12 protein-coding genes and 1 tRNA gene are annotated in these 19662 nt (G+C 57.7%); 6 read left to right on the top strand and 7 right to left on the bottom strand.

Translation table 11 applies throughout. The features are described 5' to 3' along the window. Positions 1 to 71: 71 nt before the first annotated feature. Entirely contained in the window at positions 72 to 356 is a 285-nt protein-coding gene (locus V7Q49_RS00195; protein WP_333848735.1) for a YfcZ/YiiS family protein, read from the bottom strand. 371 nt (positions 357 to 727) lie between these two features. On the opposite strand from V7Q49_RS00195, the gene fadL reads away from it, so the two are divergent. Then, positions 728 to 2074 (top strand): long-chain fatty acid transporter FadL, encoded by a 1347-nt coding sequence (gene fadL, locus V7Q49_RS00190; protein ID WP_333848734.1) that lies wholly within the window; start codon positions 728 to 730, stop codon positions 2072 to 2074. A 47-nt stretch (positions 2075 to 2121) separates the two neighbouring features. Here fadL and mlaA read toward each other — a convergent pair whose 3' ends face one another. Further along, entirely contained in the window at positions 2122 to 2874 is a 753-nt protein-coding gene (gene mlaA, locus V7Q49_RS00185; protein ID WP_333848733.1) for a phospholipid-binding lipoprotein MlaA, read from the bottom strand. A gap of 315 nt (positions 2875 to 3189) precedes the next feature. On the opposite strand from mlaA, the gene V7Q49_RS00180 reads away from it, so the two are divergent. The 3 genes from V7Q49_RS00180 (at position 3190) to V7Q49_RS00170 (ending at position 4630) form a co-directional block, all read left to right on the top strand. Beyond that, complete coding sequence (locus tag V7Q49_RS00180) at positions 3190 to 4125, top strand: formate/nitrite transporter family protein (protein WP_333848732.1); 936 nt, start codon at positions 3190 to 3192, stop codon at positions 4123 to 4125. Between the two features lie 81 nt (positions 4126 to 4206). Further along, positions 4207 to 4278 (top strand) — tRNA-Arg (locus V7Q49_RS00175). A gap of 130 nt (positions 4279 to 4408) precedes the next feature. Next, entirely contained in the window at positions 4409 to 4630 is a 222-nt protein-coding gene (locus V7Q49_RS00170) for a hypothetical protein (protein ID WP_333848731.1), read from the top strand. Positions 4631 to 4678: 48 nt separating this feature from the next. Here the strand turns inward: V7Q49_RS00170 and V7Q49_RS00165 are convergent, their stop codons facing one another. Continuing rightward, on the bottom strand, positions 4679 to 6586 hold the full coding sequence (locus tag V7Q49_RS00165; protein WP_333848730.1) for a flagellin N-terminal helical domain-containing protein: 1908 nt from the start codon (positions 6584 to 6586) through the stop codon (positions 4679 to 4681). 197 nt (positions 6587 to 6783) lie between these two features. Here V7Q49_RS00165 and V7Q49_RS00160 point away from each other — a divergent pair, with 197 nt between their 5' ends. Continuing rightward, positions 6784 to 7323: an isochorismatase family protein gene (locus V7Q49_RS00160; RefSeq protein WP_333848729.1), complete on the top strand. Its 540-nt coding sequence runs from the start codon at positions 6784 to 6786 to the stop codon at positions 7321 to 7323. An 89-nt stretch (positions 7324 to 7412) separates the two neighbouring features. Then, positions 7413 to 7952, top strand: a complete 540-nt coding sequence (locus V7Q49_RS00155; protein WP_333848728.1) for a DUF2058 domain-containing protein — start codon at positions 7413 to 7415, stop codon at positions 7950 to 7952. Positions 7953 to 7994: 42 nt separating this feature from the next. Here V7Q49_RS00155 and V7Q49_RS00150 read toward each other — a convergent pair whose 3' ends face one another. From V7Q49_RS00150 to V7Q49_RS00135, 4 genes are all read right to left on the bottom strand, one after another. After that, positions 7995 to 9359: an HlyD family type I secretion periplasmic adaptor subunit gene (locus tag V7Q49_RS00150; RefSeq protein ID WP_333848727.1), complete on the bottom strand. Its 1365-nt coding sequence runs from the start codon at positions 9357 to 9359 to the stop codon at positions 7995 to 7997. Next, positions 9346 to 11532, bottom strand: a complete 2187-nt coding sequence (locus V7Q49_RS00145) for a type I secretion system permease/ATPase (RefSeq protein ID WP_333848726.1) — start codon at positions 11530 to 11532, stop codon at positions 9346 to 9348. The genes V7Q49_RS00150 and V7Q49_RS00145 overlap by 14 nt, the downstream gene beginning before the upstream one ends. Before the next feature lie 102 nt (positions 11533 to 11634). Continuing rightward, positions 11635 to 12984, bottom strand: a complete 1350-nt coding sequence (locus V7Q49_RS00140; RefSeq protein WP_333848725.1) for a TolC family outer membrane protein — start codon at positions 12982 to 12984, stop codon at positions 11635 to 11637. A 181-nt stretch (positions 12985 to 13165) separates the two neighbouring features. Then, positions 13166 to 19657, bottom strand: coding sequence for a hypothetical protein (locus tag V7Q49_RS00135; RefSeq protein WP_333848724.1), 6492 nt, complete (start codon positions 19655 to 19657; stop codon positions 13166 to 13168). Positions 19658 to 19662: the final 5 nt, after the last annotated feature.

Raw genomic sequence — 19662 nt, 5'->3', positions numbered from 1 at the left:
GAAGAAAAATTGCGAGCGAAGCCACAGAGCACAAACGAAACGCCCCCATGAATGGAGGCGTTGAAGGGAACTTAACGCAGACCGAGCTGGAAAATCAGGGACTCAGCTTCGCAGCTGAACACGAAATCGATGTCCAGGCGCACCCCGCCGTCCACCTCGGTGAAGGTGGAGGTAATGTCGCACGGTTCAGACTCAACGCCGCGGGCTTTGGCGGTCAGTGCGGCCAGCGTCTCTTCTGCTTCGGCACGGCTGGCGAACTCACGGCTGTAAGAGGCGGTGCAATCCGTGTTATCCACGATGGTGCCCACATCCATACAGCAGCAAACCGGGGTTTCATCAGCACTGCATTTACTCATAGTAGATTTCCTCTGTAGTCGCGCACGGCGCGAAATAGACACGATGCTGATATTTTACGCCCCGCCTGGAAGCGGCTCCAGTCGTTAATGGCGTAAAAGGCGGTAAGTGAGCAATATCACACGTAAAAATGATCTAAAACAAAAATCACCCGTTCGGCGTAAGCGAACTGGTCACAATTTTGCCAACCAGATCCCGTTTCGTAAAACATCTCAGTAAAAATTAATAAACAGACTTGCAACATTCCATCTGGTCAGACCTATACTCTCGCCACTGGTCTGATTTCTAAGTGTTACCACAGACCCTACACTTCGCGCTCCTGTTACGGTATGTAACAAATATTGAATAAAAATAACTCAATGAGGTTATGGTCATGAGCCAGAAAACCCTGTTCAAAAAAACTGCGCTCGCAATCGCAGTGGCAATCGTCTCCACCTCCGCATGGTCAGCGGGCTTTCAGCTAAATGAGTTCTCTTCCTCAGGCCTGGGCCGCGCCTATTCCGGGGAAGGTGCTATCGCTGATGACGCAGGGAACGCGAGCCGTAACCCGGCGCTGATCACCATGTTTGATCGCCCAACCTTCTCTATCGGTGCCGTTTATATCGATCCCGATGTCAACGTCACGGGTAACTCCGCCTTAACAGGACAGAGTGCAAACCAGGACAATATCGCCCCGACTGCGTGGGTGCCGAACATGCACTTTGTTATGCCAATCAACGATCAGTTTGGTTGGGGTGCGTCTGTCACCTCCAACTACGGTCTGGCAACCGAATTTAACAATAGCTACGCGGCGGGTATCTACGGTGGTAAAACCGATCTGGAAACCGTCAACCTGAACCTGAGCGGTGCCTATCGTCTGGACAGCAACTGGAGCTTTGGCCTGGGCTTTGATGCCGTTTACGCCAAAGCCAAAATTGAGCGTTATGCGGGTTCGCTGGGTCCACTGCTGACGCGTCAGCTCACCGGCCGTGTACCGCCGTCCTACCTGAGTGGGATCAACGAGCCTGACGATCAGATTGCGCACCTGAAGGGTGACGAATGGGGCTTCGGCTGGAACGCCGGTATCCTGTATGAGCTGGATAAAAACAACCGCTGGGGTCTGACCTACCGTTCAGAAGTGAAAATCGACTTCGACGGCGACTATAAGAGCTCCATCAACCCGGCCCTGAGCACCATCCTGGGGAATATGGGGATGGCCGGTCTTCCGGCAGGTACCGGTGGCCGCACCGAGAGCGGTTCTCTGTCGCTGCATCTGCCAGAAATGTGGGAAGTCTCCGGGTATAACCTCGTGGCACCGCAGTGGGCTGTCCACTACAGCCTGACCTACACCAGCTGGAGCCAGTTCCAGGAGCTGAAGGCCACCGGCAACAACGGTCAAACCCTGTTCTATAAAGACGAAAGCTTTAAGGATGCGTACCGTATCGCGCTGGGTACCACCTACTACTACGACAAGAACTGGACCTTCCGCACCGGTATCGCCTTTGATGACAGCCCGGTTCCGGCCGACAAGCGTTCCATTTCCATCCCGGATCAGGACCGTCTGTGGCTGAGCGCCGGTATGACCTACGCCTTTAACGATGATGCCTCTATCGACGTTGGCGCATCTTATATGCATGGTCAGAAAGTCAGCTTCACCGAGGGTGAAGGCGCGGCTGCGTATAACTTCACTTCTGAAGGCAAGGCGTGGCTGTTCGGGACCAACTTTAACTACGCGTTCTAATTACGTAGCGATAAAAAAAGGTGAGCATCGCGCTCACCTTTTCTTTTTTATTCCGCATCAATCTCGGAGAGTTCATTCTCGATCGCTTTCGCGTTCGGGTTATCTTCCGGTTTCAGCTTGCCGCCGTTCGCAATAAAGTCATGGTTCTGGAAGTAGGCTTCACGCACCATGATGTACGGATCGGAGGACTGACGCAGCAGACCGTCTGAATCCAGCAGTTGGGCACGTGTCTCAATCCCTTCTACCGTCCATTTACCCACCGACAGCGGCCAGGTCAGCCAGGACAGTACCGGATAGAGGGTATCGACCATATCACCGCCATCGTCACGCAACGTGAAGCTGCCATAGAACGGCAACTGCATATACGGGCCGTAACCCACATTATAATGACCCAGGGTGCTACCGAAACGGTGTGGCTGCTCGCGTTGCAGCTTCGGATTCGCCATCCCGGCAACGTCAATGAAGCCGCCCATCCCTAACAGGGTGTTCAGGAAGAAACGGGTAAAGTGGACCATCCCCTGGTAGGGATCGCCCTGCAGGAAGAAGTTCGCCATCACCGCAGGCTCTTCAAGGTTGCTGGTGAAGTTGCTCAGCCCATTACGGGCCGGTTGTGGAACATAATCACGCCACGCCACCGCAACCGGACGCAATACATACGGATCCAGCACGTTGTAGTTGAAGCTATACATGGTGCGGTTGAATCCTTCCAGCGGATCGGAGCGCCCCTGCTGCTCGCCAGAACTGGCGCAGCCCATCAGCAACGTGGTGCCCAGCGCAACCACCGAAAGCCGAAGTTTCATATCTTTCTCCCTGTTAAGTATGGCTATCATCGAAAGCCATCCGTACTGGAGCTTTCGCGCTCCGTCTGTAAACATGCAAGTGATTGTATCAGCACGCTTACTGATGTCTACGACCACAAATCGGGGCAACAAAACACCCTCTTTATGATCTCAGAATAGCCTGTCTTTACGTTTTCGTTAGGCTGGCAATTTTATACGGCTCTGGGCAGGGATGTATCGCCTTTATTGCCATAACGGGAATTTAAGAGCATCCCCACGGGCGTCAGGACAAAAACCGCTACGCTTAAAGGTATCAACCACCCCTGGAGCACCATAATGGACGAACTCAAAGAAGAGAAAATAGATACAAACACTGAAGAGCTGGAAGTGGAAAGCGAGGAGAAACGCCGGGGAAAGAAGATAGAGGTCGATGAGGACCAACTTCCCTCGCGCGCCATGGCCATTCACGAACATATTCGCCAGGACGGTGAAAAAGAGCTGGAGCGCGATGCCATGGCCCTGCTGTGGTCGGCCATCGCTGCCGGGCTATCGATGAGTGCCTCCTTTCTGGCAAAAGGGATATTTCACGTCCAGTTTGAAGGCATTCCCGGCGGGCTGGTACTGGAAAACCTCGGCTATACCTTTGGCTTTATTATCGTGATCATGGCGCGCCAGCAGCTGTTTACCGAGAATACCGTTACCGCGGTGCTGCCGGTAATGCAGAGCCCGACATGGGGCAATTTCGGCCTGCTGATGCGCCTGTGGAGCATCGTGTTGTTCGGTAATATTATCGGCACCGGCGTCGCGGCATGGGCCTTTGAATATATGCCGATCTTTGACGAGCCCACCCGCGACGCGTTTTTGAAAATCGGCATGGGGGTAATGGAAAATAGCCCCATCGAAATGTTCTCCAACGCCATTATCTCCGGCTGGATCGTCGCCACCATGGTGTGGATGTTCCCGGCTGCCGGCTCGGCAAAAATCGTGGTTATCATTCTGATGACCTGGCTTATCGCCCTCGCCGATACCACCCATATCGTGGTGGGCACGGTGGAGGTTTTATATCTGGTGTTTAACGGCACCATCCACTGGAGCGAGTTTTTCTGGCCCTTCGCCATCCCTACTCTGGCAGGCAACATCTGCGGCGGCACCTTTATTTTTGCCCTGCTGAGCCATGCGCAAATCCGTAACGATATGTCGAATAAGCGTAAAGCCGATATGAAAGCCAAAGAGCAGGCCCGGCAGGAGGAAGCGGAAGCAGATAAAAATTAGGCCTGAATGGCGACACTTTAAGCAGTCAGGCGGTGGCGAGCTTAACGCCTTGTATAAATGGCGTTATACTCGTGCCGCTTCGTCCCCTTAGTTAAATGGATATAACGAGCCCCTCCTAAGGGCTAGTTGCAGGTTCGATTCCTGCAGGGGACATTTGCCCTCCTTCCGTTTCTGCTTTATCTCCAGCCAATAGCACCCATACACACAACGTCACCTGTCGCTGTGCTGTACTCTCGCGCCGTTAAAACGAATTCACACCTTAGAAATAGAACGGAGAAATGGAATGAAAAGAATCCTGATCGTTATGGCATTACTCGCCCCATGCTCTGCGTTTGCCGGCGTTATCTTTCACCCGGTTGAGCGCGCTGCGGTGGTAGCAAACTCCGACCACCCGGTGGCAGCAGCAACGGTTACCGCTCAGGCAAGAAACCACCGCGCCGCCAGAGTCGATGCGGTTAACTGCAACGATGGCCGCTGCGTACAGCACGGGAACGTTATTCGCTAAGACGATGGAGCTCTGGAATACCGGAGCTCCCTTTCAACGTGGACGATCTTATTTGGTCGCACCATTCAGTAATGACAACACAACCTGCGGCATCTGATTCGCTTTCGACAACATCGCTCCCAGTGACTCCTGGAATATCTGCGCCCGCACCAGATTTGACATTTCAAAGGCGTAGTCCGCATCTTCAATACGTGAGCGGGAAGCATTGACGGCGATTGACATGTTCGCCTGTTGATTTTGTGTAGACTCCAGACGGTTGGCCACGGCGCCCAGCGTACTGCGCCTTGCATCAACCTGTTTGATGGCATCGTCGATTGCCGCCAGAGGATTATCCGGCTTTTTCAGCCGTATTTCATTACCCACTTCAGCAATATTCAGGGTTGTATAATTGGTTGCCGCATCCGTAGATGAACCAATAGAAGCGTTAAAATAGAGCAACAGATCGCCCACGCCATTCTGTGTTTTAAGCATGATCTGGCCGGTATTATTTTCGGGCAATACCAGGGTGACTCTTTTTGAGTCCGTGCCGTTCACCACATCCATGTAATAATTGCCGTCTGAATCCTTACGCAGCACATCATTCGATACATTGCCCTCAGCATCGGTATAACGCACATTGACCTTCGCGGGATCCATCGTGACGGTTGACGTTCCATTAACCTGGGTAACGTCAGAGAAATTATTCAGACTGGTGGCGTTATTCGCTGTGACAACAAGCGAGCTGGCGGTGCCGTCAGTGGTCGCAGACACCGAGGCGGTGTAATAGCTAAAGTTACCGTTGCCGTTATCCACTTCCATAATGTACTGGCTGCCCGATTTCAGCAGTCTGGCGTTAGAGCCGAAGACGGGATTATTACTGGCATCGTTAAATGACAGCGCTGCATCGGTGGTAGCAATAGTCGGTGTGGAGGTTACGACAGCAGGATCAACGGAGAAAGGCGTGTCCAGTGCGCTGGTCATTTGCGCGGTGATGGCCCCCGTCGTACCGTAGGTAAGTGTGGCAGGGTAATAGAAGTCACCCTGCTCAATATAATACTGGCCGTTGTACTCTCTCAGCGTCGGCTGCGGGCTGTTGCTTAATGCTCCACCGCTCGTATCGAAATAATTCACGGACGTAATCGCCCGGCCAACGTATTGAGTCACATCGCTATAGAGCGGCGTTCCCGTGGTTGCGTTGATACTCACACTGCCGGTTCCGCTGGCGGTATCCCAGTTGGCCGTGGTGTTGGCCCGATAATAGACAGGCTTGCCGTCGCTTCCCGTATCCTGAATATACGTCTGGCCGTTCGTGCCGTTTCGCACCAGCTGTGGCGAATTAAATGTGCCTGTTGGAAAATAGGTTACGCTCACATTGCCGCTGGTAAGGTCGATATTATTGGCAGTGCCGATGACCTGGTTGATATCGGATACCGAACCGCTGATCCCACGAATAACCAAATCTTTCAGCCCGATATTCTCCACGCTGAAGTTTTTCGACAGATCGAGGAAAATTTTTTCATTATCACGGGTACCCACCTGAAAACCAACCGTCCCTGCGCTGCCGTCCAACAGGTTAATACCGTTAAAGTCGACGGACGTATTCAGCCGATCGATCTCTTTCAGGTTTAAATTAATTTCGGCCTGAATAGCATCCGCATCCGCCAGGTTGTTGGTTTCACTTAGCCCTTTTACGGTGAGCTCGCGGATGCGCTGCAGTCTGTTGTTAATTTCACTCATCGCGCCTTCGGCCGTCTGCACGAGTGACAAACCATCCCCGGCGTTACGCTGCGTCTGTTGCAGCGCATTCTGCTCGCTGGTCATGCGGTTAGCCACCGCCTGACCCGCCGCATTATCCTTAGCACTGTTGATACGCATGCCGGAAGAGAGATTGCGGATAGCCTGCTCGAGGGCAGACGTATTTTTTGCGGATTTCCTCTGGATCGTTAACGCAGTTAAATTGGTATTGAGGCTTAACATTCCCATGTACCCGTTCAGGTTTCTCTGGAGTTGTTATCGGTCGTGCTCTGGATTAGTTAATGATTTATTTGAGCCTTAACCAAATTTAGTAGGGGCGCATCTCATTGAATTCCGGATATGTTAAATCGCATCAGGGTTACGATGAGGCCTGTAAACGAGGATTAACCCTGTCATCGGCGCGGTTTAAGGAAGGTAATATGTCAAAAGCACTACTTATCATCGATATGCAGAACTTTGTAGCAGAAAGAATTCAACAGGGCGTGGATTACTTCCCGCAAACCGCCATTGAAAACATGACCTCTGTAATTGAAAAATTCAGAACGTCCGGCCGCCCGGTCATCCACGTGCGCCATCAGACGCCTGAGCAGGGGTCGCCTCTCCATCACAGCTCGCCAGCAAGCCAGCCCCTTCCATCATTTGAAGAGCGCCCTGACGAACCGGTGTTTATCAAACACACCTCCTCCGCGTTCAGCTCAACGGGATTACTGGCGCATCTCCGGGACGCCAATATTTCAGAGGTGGTGGTTATCGGTGCCGTGGCCGGTTTTTGCGTTAACTCCACCGTCAGAATGGGTGCCGATCTTGGGTTAAAGATGACGGTGCTAAAAGATGCGGTGCTCAGCTTTGAGCTGGCACAATCTCAGCTCAGCGCGAAGGTCATTCATGATGTCACTCTGGCGCTGCTCGAGGCCGGTTTTGCGCAGGTGACAGACGCCACGGAATTACAGCTGTCCTGAATACTCTGCCCTGGGCGCCCATCGCCTGGCACGCCACCAGCGCTCCAGGGTATAATCTGCCAATCATTTGACGGATTTCAGAAACGAACATGACCAAACTCACACTACAAGAGCAGATGCTTAAAGCTGGCTTAGTCACCAGCAAAAAAGTGGCTAAAGTGCAGCGCACCGCCAAAAAATCCCGCGTTCAGGCGCGTGAGGCGCGCGAAGCGGTGGAAGTGAACAAGCAGGCGCAACTTGAACGCGACAAAGAGCTGAGCGAGCAGCAGAAGCAGGCGGCGCTGGCAAAAGAGTACAAGGCGCAGATCAAGCAGTTAATTGAGATGAACCGGGTTGTGGTGGCAAAAGGCGATATCGGCTTTAACTTCACCGACAACAACCTGATCAAAAAAATCTATGTCGATAAGACCACCCAGGCGCAGCTGATCAATGGCCGTCTCGCCATTGCGCGTCTGGTTGCCGACGCGGGTCGTGAGAGCGAATATGCGATCATCCCCGCCATCGTTGCCGAGAAAATTTCCCAGCGTGATGCGAGCTATATCGTGTTAAGCAGCGAGCTGACTCAGGAAGCGAAGGACGAAGACGATCCGTACGCCGACTTCGTGGTACCTGACGATCTGATGTGGTAATGCCTACAGACCCCCTCCCCGGGAGGGGGTCTGTGTCCCTTCTTAACGCTCGCGGAACGCCTCCGCTCTGGCGCGCAGGATCGGTTTCAGCAGATAGGCCATCACCGTTTTCTTACCGGTAATGATATCTACCGAGGCCACCATCCCCGGAATAATCAACAGCGGTTTCTCATCCGTGCCGAGGTGGTTTTTGTCGGTACGCAGACGAATAATGTAAAAACTCTTCCCGTCTTTGTCGGTCACCGTGTCGGGGCTGATCTGCTCCAGCGTGCCCTTCAGCCCACCATAAATGGTGTAGTCGTAGGCGGTAAACTTCACCGTCGCTTCCTGGCCCGGACGCAAAAACGCGATGTCCTGCGGACGAATCTTCGCTTCCACCAGCAGCGTATCGTCCAGCGGAACAATCTCCACCAGGTCGTTACCCGGCTGGATCACGCCGCCGATGGTGTTGACCAGCAGCTGCTGTACGATGCCGCGCACCGGCGAGGTTACCAGGGTGCGGTTCACCCGGTCGGATATCGCCTTGCCCGAGGCCTCAATTTTGCTGAGATCGGTTCGCGCCTCGTTGAGCTGCCCCAGCGCCTCGCTGCGGTAACGGCCCCGCGTTTCGCTGATTTTGCTCTCAATCTCCTTGATGGCCGCTTCGGCCCGGGGAATGGCGAGCAGCACCGAGTCCAGCTGCCCCTGGGTTTCGACCACCCCACGACGCAGGCGCAGCACCTCTACTTTGGAGATTGCCCCTTTGGCCACCAGCGGTTCAGACATGCTGACCTCCTGCTGCTGTAGCCCCAGACTACGGCGGTACTGGCTGACCTTGCCCTGGAAGTCGAGCAGCTCCTGCTTCTTCTGCACCAGCTGTTCGTTGAGGCCGTCCAGCTCGCTCTGGATACGTTTGTTAACGCTGGCGAACAGCTCCAACTCGCCATTGGCGATGTCCGGCGCCTTCTGCACAATCTCCGGTGCCAGGGTCAGGGTTGTCGCATCGTCAAGCTGGGCGGTCAGACGCTGGATCCGCGCCTGCAATGCCAGCCGATCCGCATCGGACTCTCCGGCGTTGGAGCGAAACTGAGTATCATCCAGACGCAGCAGCGGCGCCCCGGCTTTTACCACTTCGCCTTCATGCACAAAGACCTCGGCCACGATCCCGCCTTCAAGGTTCTGCACCTTTTGCAGACGCGAGGAGGGAATGGCCCGCCCTTCCCCGCGCGTGACCTCATCAATACTCGCCAGCGACGCCCAGAGGATCATGGCGATAAAGAAGGCGAAGATGGCCCACAGCGTCACGCGGACGACCCGCGGAGCATCATCCAGCAAGGCTTTGTTCACCTCATTGGTGGTGAACGGCGCGGGCTGTTTATCTCCTGACAGCCAGCTCATCAGGCGGCTAAGCGACTCAACGATTCGCATGAATTTGTCCCTTCTTCAGCGCACTCATGACGCTCTCTTTCGGGCCGTCGGCAATGATTTTGCCGTTGTCGACGATGATCAGACGGTCCACCAAAGTCAGCAGCGACGCACGATGCGTCACCATCAGCAGCGTTTTGTTGCTGATGACCGGTATCAGCGCCTTTTTAATCAGATCTTCGCTGGTGTTATCCATGGAGCTGGTGGGTTCATCCATCAGCAGCACCGGGGGATCGAGCAGCAGCGCCCGCGCCAGCGCGACCGCCTGCCGCTGGCCGCCGGAGAGACTCATCCCCCGCTCGCCCACCTGCATGTTGTACCCGGACGGATGGCGACGGGCAAACTCGTGTACCCCGGTCAGGGTCGCAACCCGCAGCATGGTCTCGTCGTCAACGTAGCTCGCGCCGTAGACCAGATTCTCCCGCAGCGTACCGCTGAACAGGTGGATATCCTGCGGGGCATAGCCGATGTTATGGCGCAGGTCGTGGACATCGATCTGGCGGGCATCAATACCGTCGATCAGCACGTTGCCGCTGTCCGGCTGATAAAAGCCGACCAGCAGTTTCGCCAGCGAGCTTTTGCCCGACCCGCTGCGGCCGATGATCCCCACTTTTTCGCCGGGTTGAATGGTCAGCGAGACGTTGCTGAGCGAGGCGTACTGGTTGCCCGGGTAGACGAAGGTGACGTCGCGCAGTTCAATCGCGCCGGAGAGGGTTTCGCGCTTAAGCGGCACCTCATCATCCTGCACCTCCTGCTCGAGGCCCATCATCCGGTCGATGGTGCCTTTGGTCATCCGCGCGCGCTGGTAGCGGGTGATCAGGCTGCACAGCTGGCCGATGGGCATCATGGCGCGACGGTGCAGCAGGTAGCAGGCAATCAGCCCGCCCATGCTCAGGTTGCCGCCAATAATGATGTAGACCCCGGCCACGATAATGGCCACGCCGCTGAACTGCTGCAGCCAGGCGGTAAAGTTCACCGCCACGTAGGAGAGCGACTTCACCCGCAGCTCCAGCTTGCTGAGCTGGCCGGTGAGGTGTTCCCACTGATACTGGCGCTCGCTCTGAGCGTTGTTGATCTTAATGGCATCCAGGCCGGTAAGCGTCTCCACCAGCATCGCCTGACGTTCGTTGGAGAGCTGATAGGTTTTCTTGACCCGCGACATCAGCGGGCGCTGGATCAGCCAGTTCACCAGCAGCGCCAGCGGGTAGCAGAGCAGCGGGATAAACACCAGCGGGCCACCGATGATGCCAATCACCAGCAGGATCAGCAGGGTAAACGGCAGGTCGATAAAGGCAGTCAGGGTCAGGGACGACAGGAAGTCGCGGATCGACTGGAACTCCTGGAAGTTCTGCGCGAAGCTCCCTACCCGCTGCGGACGGAGCTTCATCTTCATCCCCAGCAGCCGCTCGAACAGCGCCGAGGAGACCACCAGATCGGTTTTTTTACCCGCCAGGTCGAGGCAAATGCCCCGCAGGATCTTCAGCACAAAGTCGAACACAAACGCGATGCTGATGCCGATGGCCAGCACCCACAGGGTGGCGGTGGCTTGGTTGGGCACCACCCGGTCATAGACGTTCATCACAAACAGCGGGGCGGCGAGCGCCACCAGGTTGACGAGGAAGCTGGCAACCACCGCATCCACGTAGAGGAATTTCGACAGCCTGAGCGTGTCCTGGAACCAGGCTTTGGTGCGCGGCAGCGTGGCCGTCGGCTGGGCGTCAAACTCATGTTCCGGGGAGATAAAGATCACCCGGCCGCTGTAGTTCTCCGCCAGCGTCTCCGGCGACACGGTAATCTCACCGCCTTCCGTTTCACTCGGCAGCAGGCGCGCGCGCTGCTGCTCATCCCAGCCAATCAACACCGCGGTCTGATTGTTTTTCAGCAGCAGAATGGCGGGCAGTGACATCGCAGTGATGTTTTCCAGCGGCCGCTGCACCACCCGCGCCTTGAGCCCTGCCCGTCCGGCGGCGCGGGGAAAGCTCTCTATCGTCAGGGTGTGGGCCTCCAGCGGCAGACCGGTGGTCAGGACGTTGCGGCTGGTGGCGATGTTATGCAATTTACAGACGATCATCAGCGCATCCAGCAGCGGATCGTCATGGCTTTGCCGCGGATCCGATCTGCCCTGCGCCTGCGGGGTCATCTCGATGCGATCGGGGAAATCATTATCAGGCGTCATTCTTTGCCTCAGTATTCTGCAGACGGCGATTGCAGGGATCAAAAAGAGGGGGTATTGCCGGTCGTTCCGCCAGCAATAACCCCGTCAGCCTTTAAGGGCGGATTATTTTAGTTCAGGCAGCTCCGTCTGTGAACGCTGCGCCTGATCGAGCGGCTGCGCTGCCGACGGTGCCTGAATGTTCAGGCTTTTGAGCAACTCGCCGGTACGGGCGCTGATGCGGTAGGTGGTGAACATGTCGACGAACTGCAGCTCAACGTAGCGGCGCTGGGCGCTGAACACTTCGTTTTCACTGTCCAGCATATCGAGCAGGGTACGGTCGCCGAGGCTGAACTGCTCCTGGTAGGCGCTACGCACCTGTACGCTGCGATCGGCATACTCTTTGGCGATCGGCACCTGCTGCCCGGCGTTTCTCAGGGCGTTCCAGGCGAGACGCAGCTCTTCGTTCAGCTGACGCTGGGCGTTATTTTTCACATCCTCCGCCTCTTTCATTTTGTAGGCGTAAGAGGTGAGCGTGGCCTGGTCGCTGCCGCCGTTATAGAGGTTGTAGCGCATGCGCAGCATCGCCTGCCACTCCTGGTTGTGCCCGCGGGTGCCATCGATGTTGTTATCCATGGTACGACCGACTTCAACGTTCACATCCGGGTAGAAGCGCGATTTTGCCGCCTCGTACTGCTGGCGGGTGGCTTCCACATCGGCATCGGCCTGCTTCAGCAGCGGGTTGTTTTCCAGCATCACGGAACGCGCGGCGTCCAGCGAGGCGGGAACCGCGATTTTAGCGGGCATCACCAGGGTATCCGGCTCTTTGCCGGTAACGCTCTGGTAGTTGGCGCGGGAGTCTTCGAGGTTGGTTTGCTCGGTCAGCAGATTGTTGCGCGCCTGCGCCAGACGGGCTTGTGCCTGCTCAAAGTCTGCCTGACGGCCCACGCCCTGCTCGGTACGCAGGCGGATCTGATCGAACACCCGCTCGTGATTCTTGAGGTTATCTTCCGCCAGCGCCACCATCTTCTGGCGCATCAGCACGTCAAGATAGCTCTGGATCGCCTGTAAGGCGGTGGATTCACTGGTATTCAGCACCGTCCAGGCACGGGAGTTAACCGTCGCTTTCTGGCGGCCCACTTCGCTGGTGGTCGCAAAACCATTGAAAACGTTCTGTCGCAGGTTGATGGCGGACTCGCTGCGGTGCAAATCACGCAAATGATCGCCTGCCGCACGGGTGCTGGCGTTATCGGTTTGCTCCCAGCCGGTACCGGCGGTGAGATCCAGCGTCGGCAGATAACCCCCTTTGGCGGCGCGGAGATCCTGATCGGCGGAATAGCGGCTGTTTACCGAGGCGTTAACTTCCGGGTGCCACAGCAGGCTGTCTTTTACGGCCTGCTCCAGGGTAGTGGCATGGCTGTGGGTGGCGCTCAACACCAGCGCTGCACCCATCACGATCTGACTATAGTGTTTCATCTTCTTGCCTTTCCTTCATATCCCTTGATTTTTGGTCAATATTCACCAGAGAAAATCCCATAAGACCGAGGGAAAAAATGCATCCTGCGCGTTTACGATCGGACGGGATCCCTCGTCCGACCTGAGTTCATGTCATTTTTGTTGCCGCGCAGAGCCCAACAGCACGCTGCGCGGCACCCGATCAGGCGTGATCTTCCGGTTTCGCGATCAGGTTATCCAGCATCTCTTCGTTACCAGCATCGTAACCGTCTGTTCCGGCTATCTCGCCGCCTTCGGCAGGAACATGTTCGACCTCCGGCGGAGTATCCGCCGCGTCGCTCTGCGGCCCGGCCTGGATCAGGTTGCTGAGATCGTGATGCTCGTCGTCATGGATGAGATCGTTGAAGTTCAGTTGCTCGTCCTGACCCGGGCTGGCGCTCTGCAGGGTGGCGAGGGTCTCGCTCTGCGTATCGCCCAGCAGCGCATCACTGGCATGATCGGCCGATGCCGTCGGCTCGCCATGCTCTGCGGTGGTATTGAGCAGCAGATTGTCGTCGTCAATTAACGAGGCGGCGCGATCGTCAGCATCCAGGCTGCTGGCATGCGTCTGCTTATCGCTCTCATCAGCGTCATGATCGGCATGGTGCTCCTCAACGCTGTGGCTGGCCATCAGAGGGTGATCGTCGTCGACTGCGTCATCGGTATGCTCTTCCCCACCGTGGCTTTCACTGACGAAGGTTCCGCCCTCTTTACCGTCGACGGTGAAGTCGGTTTCGTGCTGATCGGAGGCGGTAGAGTCCACTTCCAGCGTGATATCACCGAAATCGCTCTTACCGTCCGGAAGCTCAACGCTGACCTGGCCGGTAAAGTGCGAGGTATCGTTATCAAAGGTCAGTATGTAGACCTTATTTTCCGCATCGTAAGTGACGCTGGTGTGGTTGCCCGTAAAGGTCGCGCCTTCAGGAATGCCCCCCAGCGTGATGCTGTTCAGGTGGTCGCTGCTGTCTGAGCTTTCGAGGTTAACGTCGAGGTTCAGGGTGGCCGTTGTGCTGACGGTAGTATTGCCGCCGAGGCTGGAGGAAGGCCCGTCACCAAAAACAACGCCCTCCATTCCATTGGCGTTCTGGAATGGCGAATGTCCGTCTTTATCGGTGATATGAATATTATCAATTTCATTGTTCTGGTGATTCTGGTGATCGACACCCGTTACGGTGTAATCGTCAGCGTTACCCTGAACAAAGATATAGTCCTTGCCCGCCTCGCCTTCCGGCACGCCCTGGTTGCCGGTAATGCCGTTCAGCGGCCTGAAGTCATAGCGATCGCTCGACCAGTCGCCCTGCTGGTAATAACCACCGGTATGATCGCCCACCACGAAGATATCGGTATGATACGCAGAGCTACCATTGGCGTTGCCCTGGCTGTCGTAGTAGTGAATCTGATCCGGGCTGGCGGCCTTAGGCACGAAGTCGCCCTGAATCTTGCCGTCCGGGCTATCCGGGGTTAACCAGACGTGCACGTTACTGCCGATCGCCACGATCACGCCGTTCTGGATATCGTAACCGTTAGGATCGCCGCTGCCGCCGTTGATGTGGATGATTTTGTCGTCTGACGTCTCGGTCGTCTTATCGCCAGGGGTAACGGTAACGGTCAGTTTGACGTCGGAATCGGCGTCGGCGTCAGAATCGGCATCGGCATCGGCATCGGCATCTGCATCCGCGTCTGCATCCGCATCGGCGTCAGCATCCGCATCCGCATCCGCATCCGCATCGGCATCGGCATCGGCGTCCGCATCGGCGTCGGAATCCGCATCCGCATCCGCATCAGAATCGGCATCTGAATCAGCATCCGCGTCGGCGTCGGCGTCAGCATCAGAATCGGAGTCCGCATCCGCATCCGCGTCAGAATCGGAGTCCGCATCAGCATCGGCGTCAGAATCCGCGTCGGCATCGGCATCGGCATCAGAATCTGAATCCGCATCGGAATCGGCATCAGCGTCAGCATCCGCATCGGCATCCGCGTCGGCGTCGGCGTCGGCATCCGCGTCAGCATCAGAATCGGAGTCCGCATCCGCATCCGCGTCGGCGTCAGAATCGGAGTCCGCATCAGCATCGGCATCGGCATCCGCATCGGCATCCGCATCTGCATCTGCATCTGCATCTGCATCCGCATCCGCATCGGCATCGGCGTCCGCGTCAGCATCAGAATCGGCGTCCGCATCCGCGTCGGCGTCGGCGTCGGCATCAGAATCGGCATCCGCATCAGAATCCGCATCGGCGTCCGCATCCGCATCCGCGTCGGAATCGGCGTCGGCGTCGGCGTCGGCATCGGCATCGGCATCAGCGTCAGCATCGGCGTCGGCATCCGCATCGGCATCCGCGTCGGCGTCGGCGTCGGCATCCGCGTCAGCATCAGAATCGGAGTCCGCATCCGCATCCGCATCGGCATCTGCATCTGCATCAGAATCGGCATCGGCATCGGCATCAGCATCAGCATCGGCGTCAGCATCGGCATCTGCATCGGCATCGGCATCGGCATCGGCATCGGCATCGGCGTCCGCATCGGAATCCGCATCCGCATCCGCATCAGAATCGGCATCTGAATCAGCATCCGCATCGGCGTCAGAATCTGAATCCGCATCGGAATCAGCGTCGGAATCGGAGTCCGCATCGGCATCGGCATCTGAATCAGCATCCGCGTCGGCGTCGGCGTCGGCGTCAGAATCTGCATCAGCATCGGAATCTGCATCTGCATCCGCGTCCGCATCGGCATCTGCATCGGCGTCAGCATCCGCGTCGGCGTCCGCATCAGAGTCGGCATCCGCATCCGCATCGGAATCGGCATCCGCATCGGCATCTGCATCTGCATCTGCATCTGCGTCCGCATCGGCGTCCGCATCGGCGTCGGCGTCGGCGTCGGCATCCGCATCGGCATCCGCATCGGCATCGGCATCAGCGTCAGAATCCGCATCGGCGTCAGAATCCGCATCGGCGTCAGCATCAGCATCAGCATCGGCGTCAGAATCGGAATCTGCATCGGAATCGGCGTCCGCATCCGCATCGGCGTCAGCGTCAGAATCCGCATCGGCGTCAGCATCAGCATCAGCATCAGCATCAGCATCAGCATCGGCGTCAGAATCGGAATCGGCGTCCGCATCAGCATCCGCATCTGAATCCGCATCGGCGTCTGCGTCCGCATCAGAATCTGCATCGGCGTCAGCGTCAGAATCGGCATCGGCATCGGCATCAGCGTCCGCATCAGCATCGGCGTCAGCGTCAGAATCGGAGTCGGAGTCGGCGTCCGCATCGGCATCGGCATCTGCATCGGCGTCCGCGTCGGAATCGGCGTCGGAATCGGCATCTGCGTCCGCATCCGCATCCGCATCCGCATCGGCATCGGCATCGGCGTCCGCATCGGCGTCTGCATCGGCATCAGCGTCGGCGTCAGAATCCGCATCCGCATCCGCATCCGCATCCGCATCTGCATCGGCATCTGCATCGGCGTCTGCATCAGAATCCGCATCCGCATCCGCATCCGCATCTGCATCTGCATCTGCATCTGCATCCGAATCCGAATCCGCATCGGCATCAGCGTCAGCATCGGCATCCGCATCGGCATCTGCGTCGGCATCAGAATCGGCATCTGCATCGGCGTCGGAATCGGCGTCAGCATCCGCATCGGCGTCCGCATCGGCGTCGGAATCGGCGTCCGCATCCGCATCCGCATCCGCATCCGCATCCGCATCCGCGTCGGAATCGGCGTCGGCGTCGGCGTCGGCGTCGGCATCGGCATCGGCATCAGCGTCAGCATCGGCGTCGGCGTCGGCATCCGCATCGGCGTCTGCATCCGCATCCGCATCGGCGTCAGCATCGGCATCTGCATCGGCATCCGAATCCGCATCGGCGTCTGCATCCGCGTCGGAATCGGCGTCAGCATCCGCATCCGCATCCGCATCCGCATCCGCATCTGCATCTGCATCTGCATCTGCATCGGCATCGGCATCAGCATCGGCGTCGGCGTCTGCATCCGCATCAGCGTCAGCATCGGCATCGGCATCGGCGTCCGCATCGGCGTCGGAATCCGCATCCGCATCCGCATCAGAATCGGCATCCGCATCAGAATCGGCATCTGAATCAGCATCCGCATCGGCGTCCGCATCGGCATCGGCATCGGCATCTGAATCAGCATCGGCATCTGAATCAGCATCGGCATCTGCGTCGGCATCCGCATCCGCATCAGCGTCGGAATCAGCGTCCGCATCGGCATCCGCGTCGGAATCGGCGTCAGCATCGGCATCGGCATCAGCATCGGCATCGGCATCGGCATCAGCGTCAGCGTCGGCGTCAGCGTCAGAATCGGAGTCGGAGTCGGAATCAGCGTCCGCATCGGCGTCGGCGTCGGCATCAGAATCGGCATCGGCGTCAGCGTCAGAATCGGCATCGGCATCTGCATCCGCATCGGCATCGGCATCGGCATCAGCGTCCGCATCAGCATCGGCGTCAGCGTCAGAATCGGCGTCAGCGTCAGCGTCAGAATCGGAGTCGGAGTCGGAGTCGGCGTCCGCATCGGCGTCGGCATCGGCGTCCGCATCGGCATCGGCATCCGAATCCGAATCCGCATCTGCATCTGCATCTGCATCGGCATCGGCATCGGCATCTGCATCTGAATCAGCATCCGCGTCGGCGTCGGCGTCAGAATCTGCATCAGCATCGGCATCTGCATCTGAATCAGCATCCGCGTCGGCGTCGGCGTCAGAATCTGCATCAGCATCGGAATCTGCATCGGAATCGGCGTCCGCATCCGCATCCGCATCGGCATCGGCGTCCGCATCGGCATCAGAATCCGCATCCGCATCGGCGTCAGAATCGGCATCCGCATCGGCATCAGCGTCGGCGTCAGAATCCGCATCCGCATCCGCATCGGCATCTGCATCGGCGTCTGCATCAGAATCGGCATCAGCGTCGGAATCGGCGTCCGCATCAGCATCTGCGTCGGCATCGGCATCCGCGTCGGCATCAGAATCGGCGTCCGCATCGGCATCAGAATCCGCATCCGCATCCGCATCGGCGTCAGAATCGGCATCTGCATCCGCATCGGCGTCGGCGTCGGCATCAGAATCGGCATCAGCGTCGGAATCGGCGTCCGCATCAGCATCAGCGTCGGCATCTGCGTCGGCATCGGCATCCGCGTCGGCATCAGAATCGGCATCAGCATCAGCATCGGCGTCGGCGTCCGCATCAGCGTCGGAATCGGCATCTGCATCTGCATCTGCATCTGCATCGGAGTCGGAGTCGGCGTCAGAATCGGAATCCGCATCCGCATCCGCATCGGCATCGGCATCGGCATCGGCATCGGCATCAGCATCGGCATCAGCATCGGCGTCGGCGTCTGCGTCGGAATCTGCATCGGCATCGGCATCGGCATCGGCATCTGCATCTGCATCGGCATCAGCATCGGCATCGGCATCGGCATCGGCATCGGCATCGGCATCGGCATCGGCATCAGCATCGGCATCTGCATCTGCATCGGCATCAGCATCGGCATCGGCATCGGCATCGGCATCGGCATCGGCATCAGCATCGGCGTCCGCATCTGCATCGGCGTCTGCATCCGCATCGGCGTCAGCGTCAGAATCGGAGTCCGCATCCGCATCGGCATCTGCATCGGCATCAGCGTCGGAATCGGCGTCCGCATCTGCATCAGAATCTGCATCGGCGTCCGCATCGGCATCGGCATCGGCATCGGCATCAGCATCAGCATCGGCATCGGCATCAGCATCGGCGTCCGCATCTGCATCAGCGTCTGCATCCGCATCGGCGTCAGCATCGGAATCGGAATCGGAATCCGCATCGGCATCCGCATCGGCATCGGAGTCGGCATCCGCATCGGAGTCGGCATCAGCATCTGCATCCGAGTCGGCATCAGCGTCCGCATCGGCGTCTGCATCAGAATCTGCATCGGCGTCTGCATCCGCGTCGGCGTCGGCATCTGCGTCAGAATCTGCATCGGCGTCCGCATCAGCATCAGCATCAGCATCGGCGTCTGCATCGGCGTCCGCGTCGGAATCGGCATCTGTGTCCGCATCCGCATCGGCGTCAGCGTCAGAATCTGCATCGGCATCGGCGTCGGCATCAGCGTCCGCATCAGCATCAGCATCAGCATCAGCATCAGCATCAGCATCGGAGTCCGCATCCGCATCAGAATCGTCAATATCAAGCAGCGTTAATTCTTCCGGGCGCTCATCGTCGGGGAAATCAAGGCCGATCGTCGGGTAACCCGCATCAGGATCAACAATCTCAGCGGTTAAATCGAGCACGACGTGGGTATGTGACCCTCCGCCGCTGCCGCCTGGCTCACCGCCAGTTCCACCGGACTGAGGACCTGCGGCCGTCGCCTCCAGGGTTTGCGTCGGGTCCTGCCCGTCGGCAATGGCCTGCTGAATAGCCGCAACGTCCTGCTGCTCGGCCGCCGTGGCGTCAGTGGTCACGTGCCCTGCGTTGTCCCAATGGCTGTCACGGCCCAGATCGAGCTGTTTGCCGTCCGGTAGTGATATGGTAATCGCACCCGTCGCGCCCGTCTGGACTTGTTCTCCGTTGAGGATCCGGTCCCCTTCGGTCAGCAACCGCGTGCTGCCATCAGGACTGACTGCAAATACCTGCCCTATTACTGCTTTGACGATCCCAGATACGCCGCTCATATATT

The sequence above is a fragment of the Leclercia sp. genome (assembly GCF_036780805.1).
Lineage (GTDB): Bacteria > Pseudomonadota > Gammaproteobacteria > Enterobacterales > Enterobacteriaceae > Enterobacter.
This window is presented reverse-complemented; position numbering and strand designations above follow the sequence as displayed.

Excerpts from the sequence above, each read along its gene's own strand:
- V7Q49_RS00140 (WP_333848725.1), bottom strand. The coding sequence starts at position 12,984 with ATGAAACACTATAGTCAGATCGTGATGGGTGCAGCGCTGGTGTTGAGC.
- mlaA (WP_333848733.1), bottom strand. The coding sequence starts at position 2,874 with ATGAAACTTCGGCTTTCGGTGGTTGCGCTGGGCACCACGTTGCTGATG.
- V7Q49_RS00165 (WP_333848730.1), bottom strand. The coding sequence starts at position 6,586 with ATGTTAAGCCTCAATACCAATTTAACTGCGTTAACGATCCAGAGGAAA.
- V7Q49_RS00180 (WP_333848732.1), top strand. The coding sequence starts at position 3,190 with ATGGACGAACTCAAAGAAGAGAAAATAGATACAAACACTGAAGAGCTG.
- V7Q49_RS00195 (WP_333848735.1), bottom strand. The coding sequence starts at position 356 with ATGAGTAAATGCAGTGCTGATGAAACCCCGGTTTGCTGCTGTATGGAT.
- V7Q49_RS00145 (WP_333848726.1), bottom strand. The coding sequence starts at position 11,532 with ATGACGCCTGATAATGATTTCCCCGATCGCATCGAGATGACCCCGCAG.
- V7Q49_RS00160 (WP_333848729.1), top strand. The coding sequence starts at position 6,784 with ATGTCAAAAGCACTACTTATCATCGATATGCAGAACTTTGTAGCAGAA.
- V7Q49_RS00150 (WP_333848727.1), bottom strand. The coding sequence starts at position 9,359 with ATGCGAATCGTTGAGTCGCTTAGCCGCCTGATGAGCTGGCTGTCAGGA.
- V7Q49_RS00155 (WP_333848728.1), top strand. The coding sequence starts at position 7,413 with ATGACCAAACTCACACTACAAGAGCAGATGCTTAAAGCTGGCTTAGTC.
- V7Q49_RS00170 (WP_333848731.1), top strand. The coding sequence starts at position 4,409 with ATGAAAAGAATCCTGATCGTTATGGCATTACTCGCCCCATGCTCTGCG.
- V7Q49_RS00135 (WP_333848724.1), bottom strand. The coding sequence starts at position 19,657 with ATGAGCGGCGTATCTGGGATCGTCAAAGCAGTAATAGGGCAGGTATTT.
- fadL (WP_333848734.1), top strand. The coding sequence starts at position 728 with ATGAGCCAGAAAACCCTGTTCAAAAAAACTGCGCTCGCAATCGCAGTG.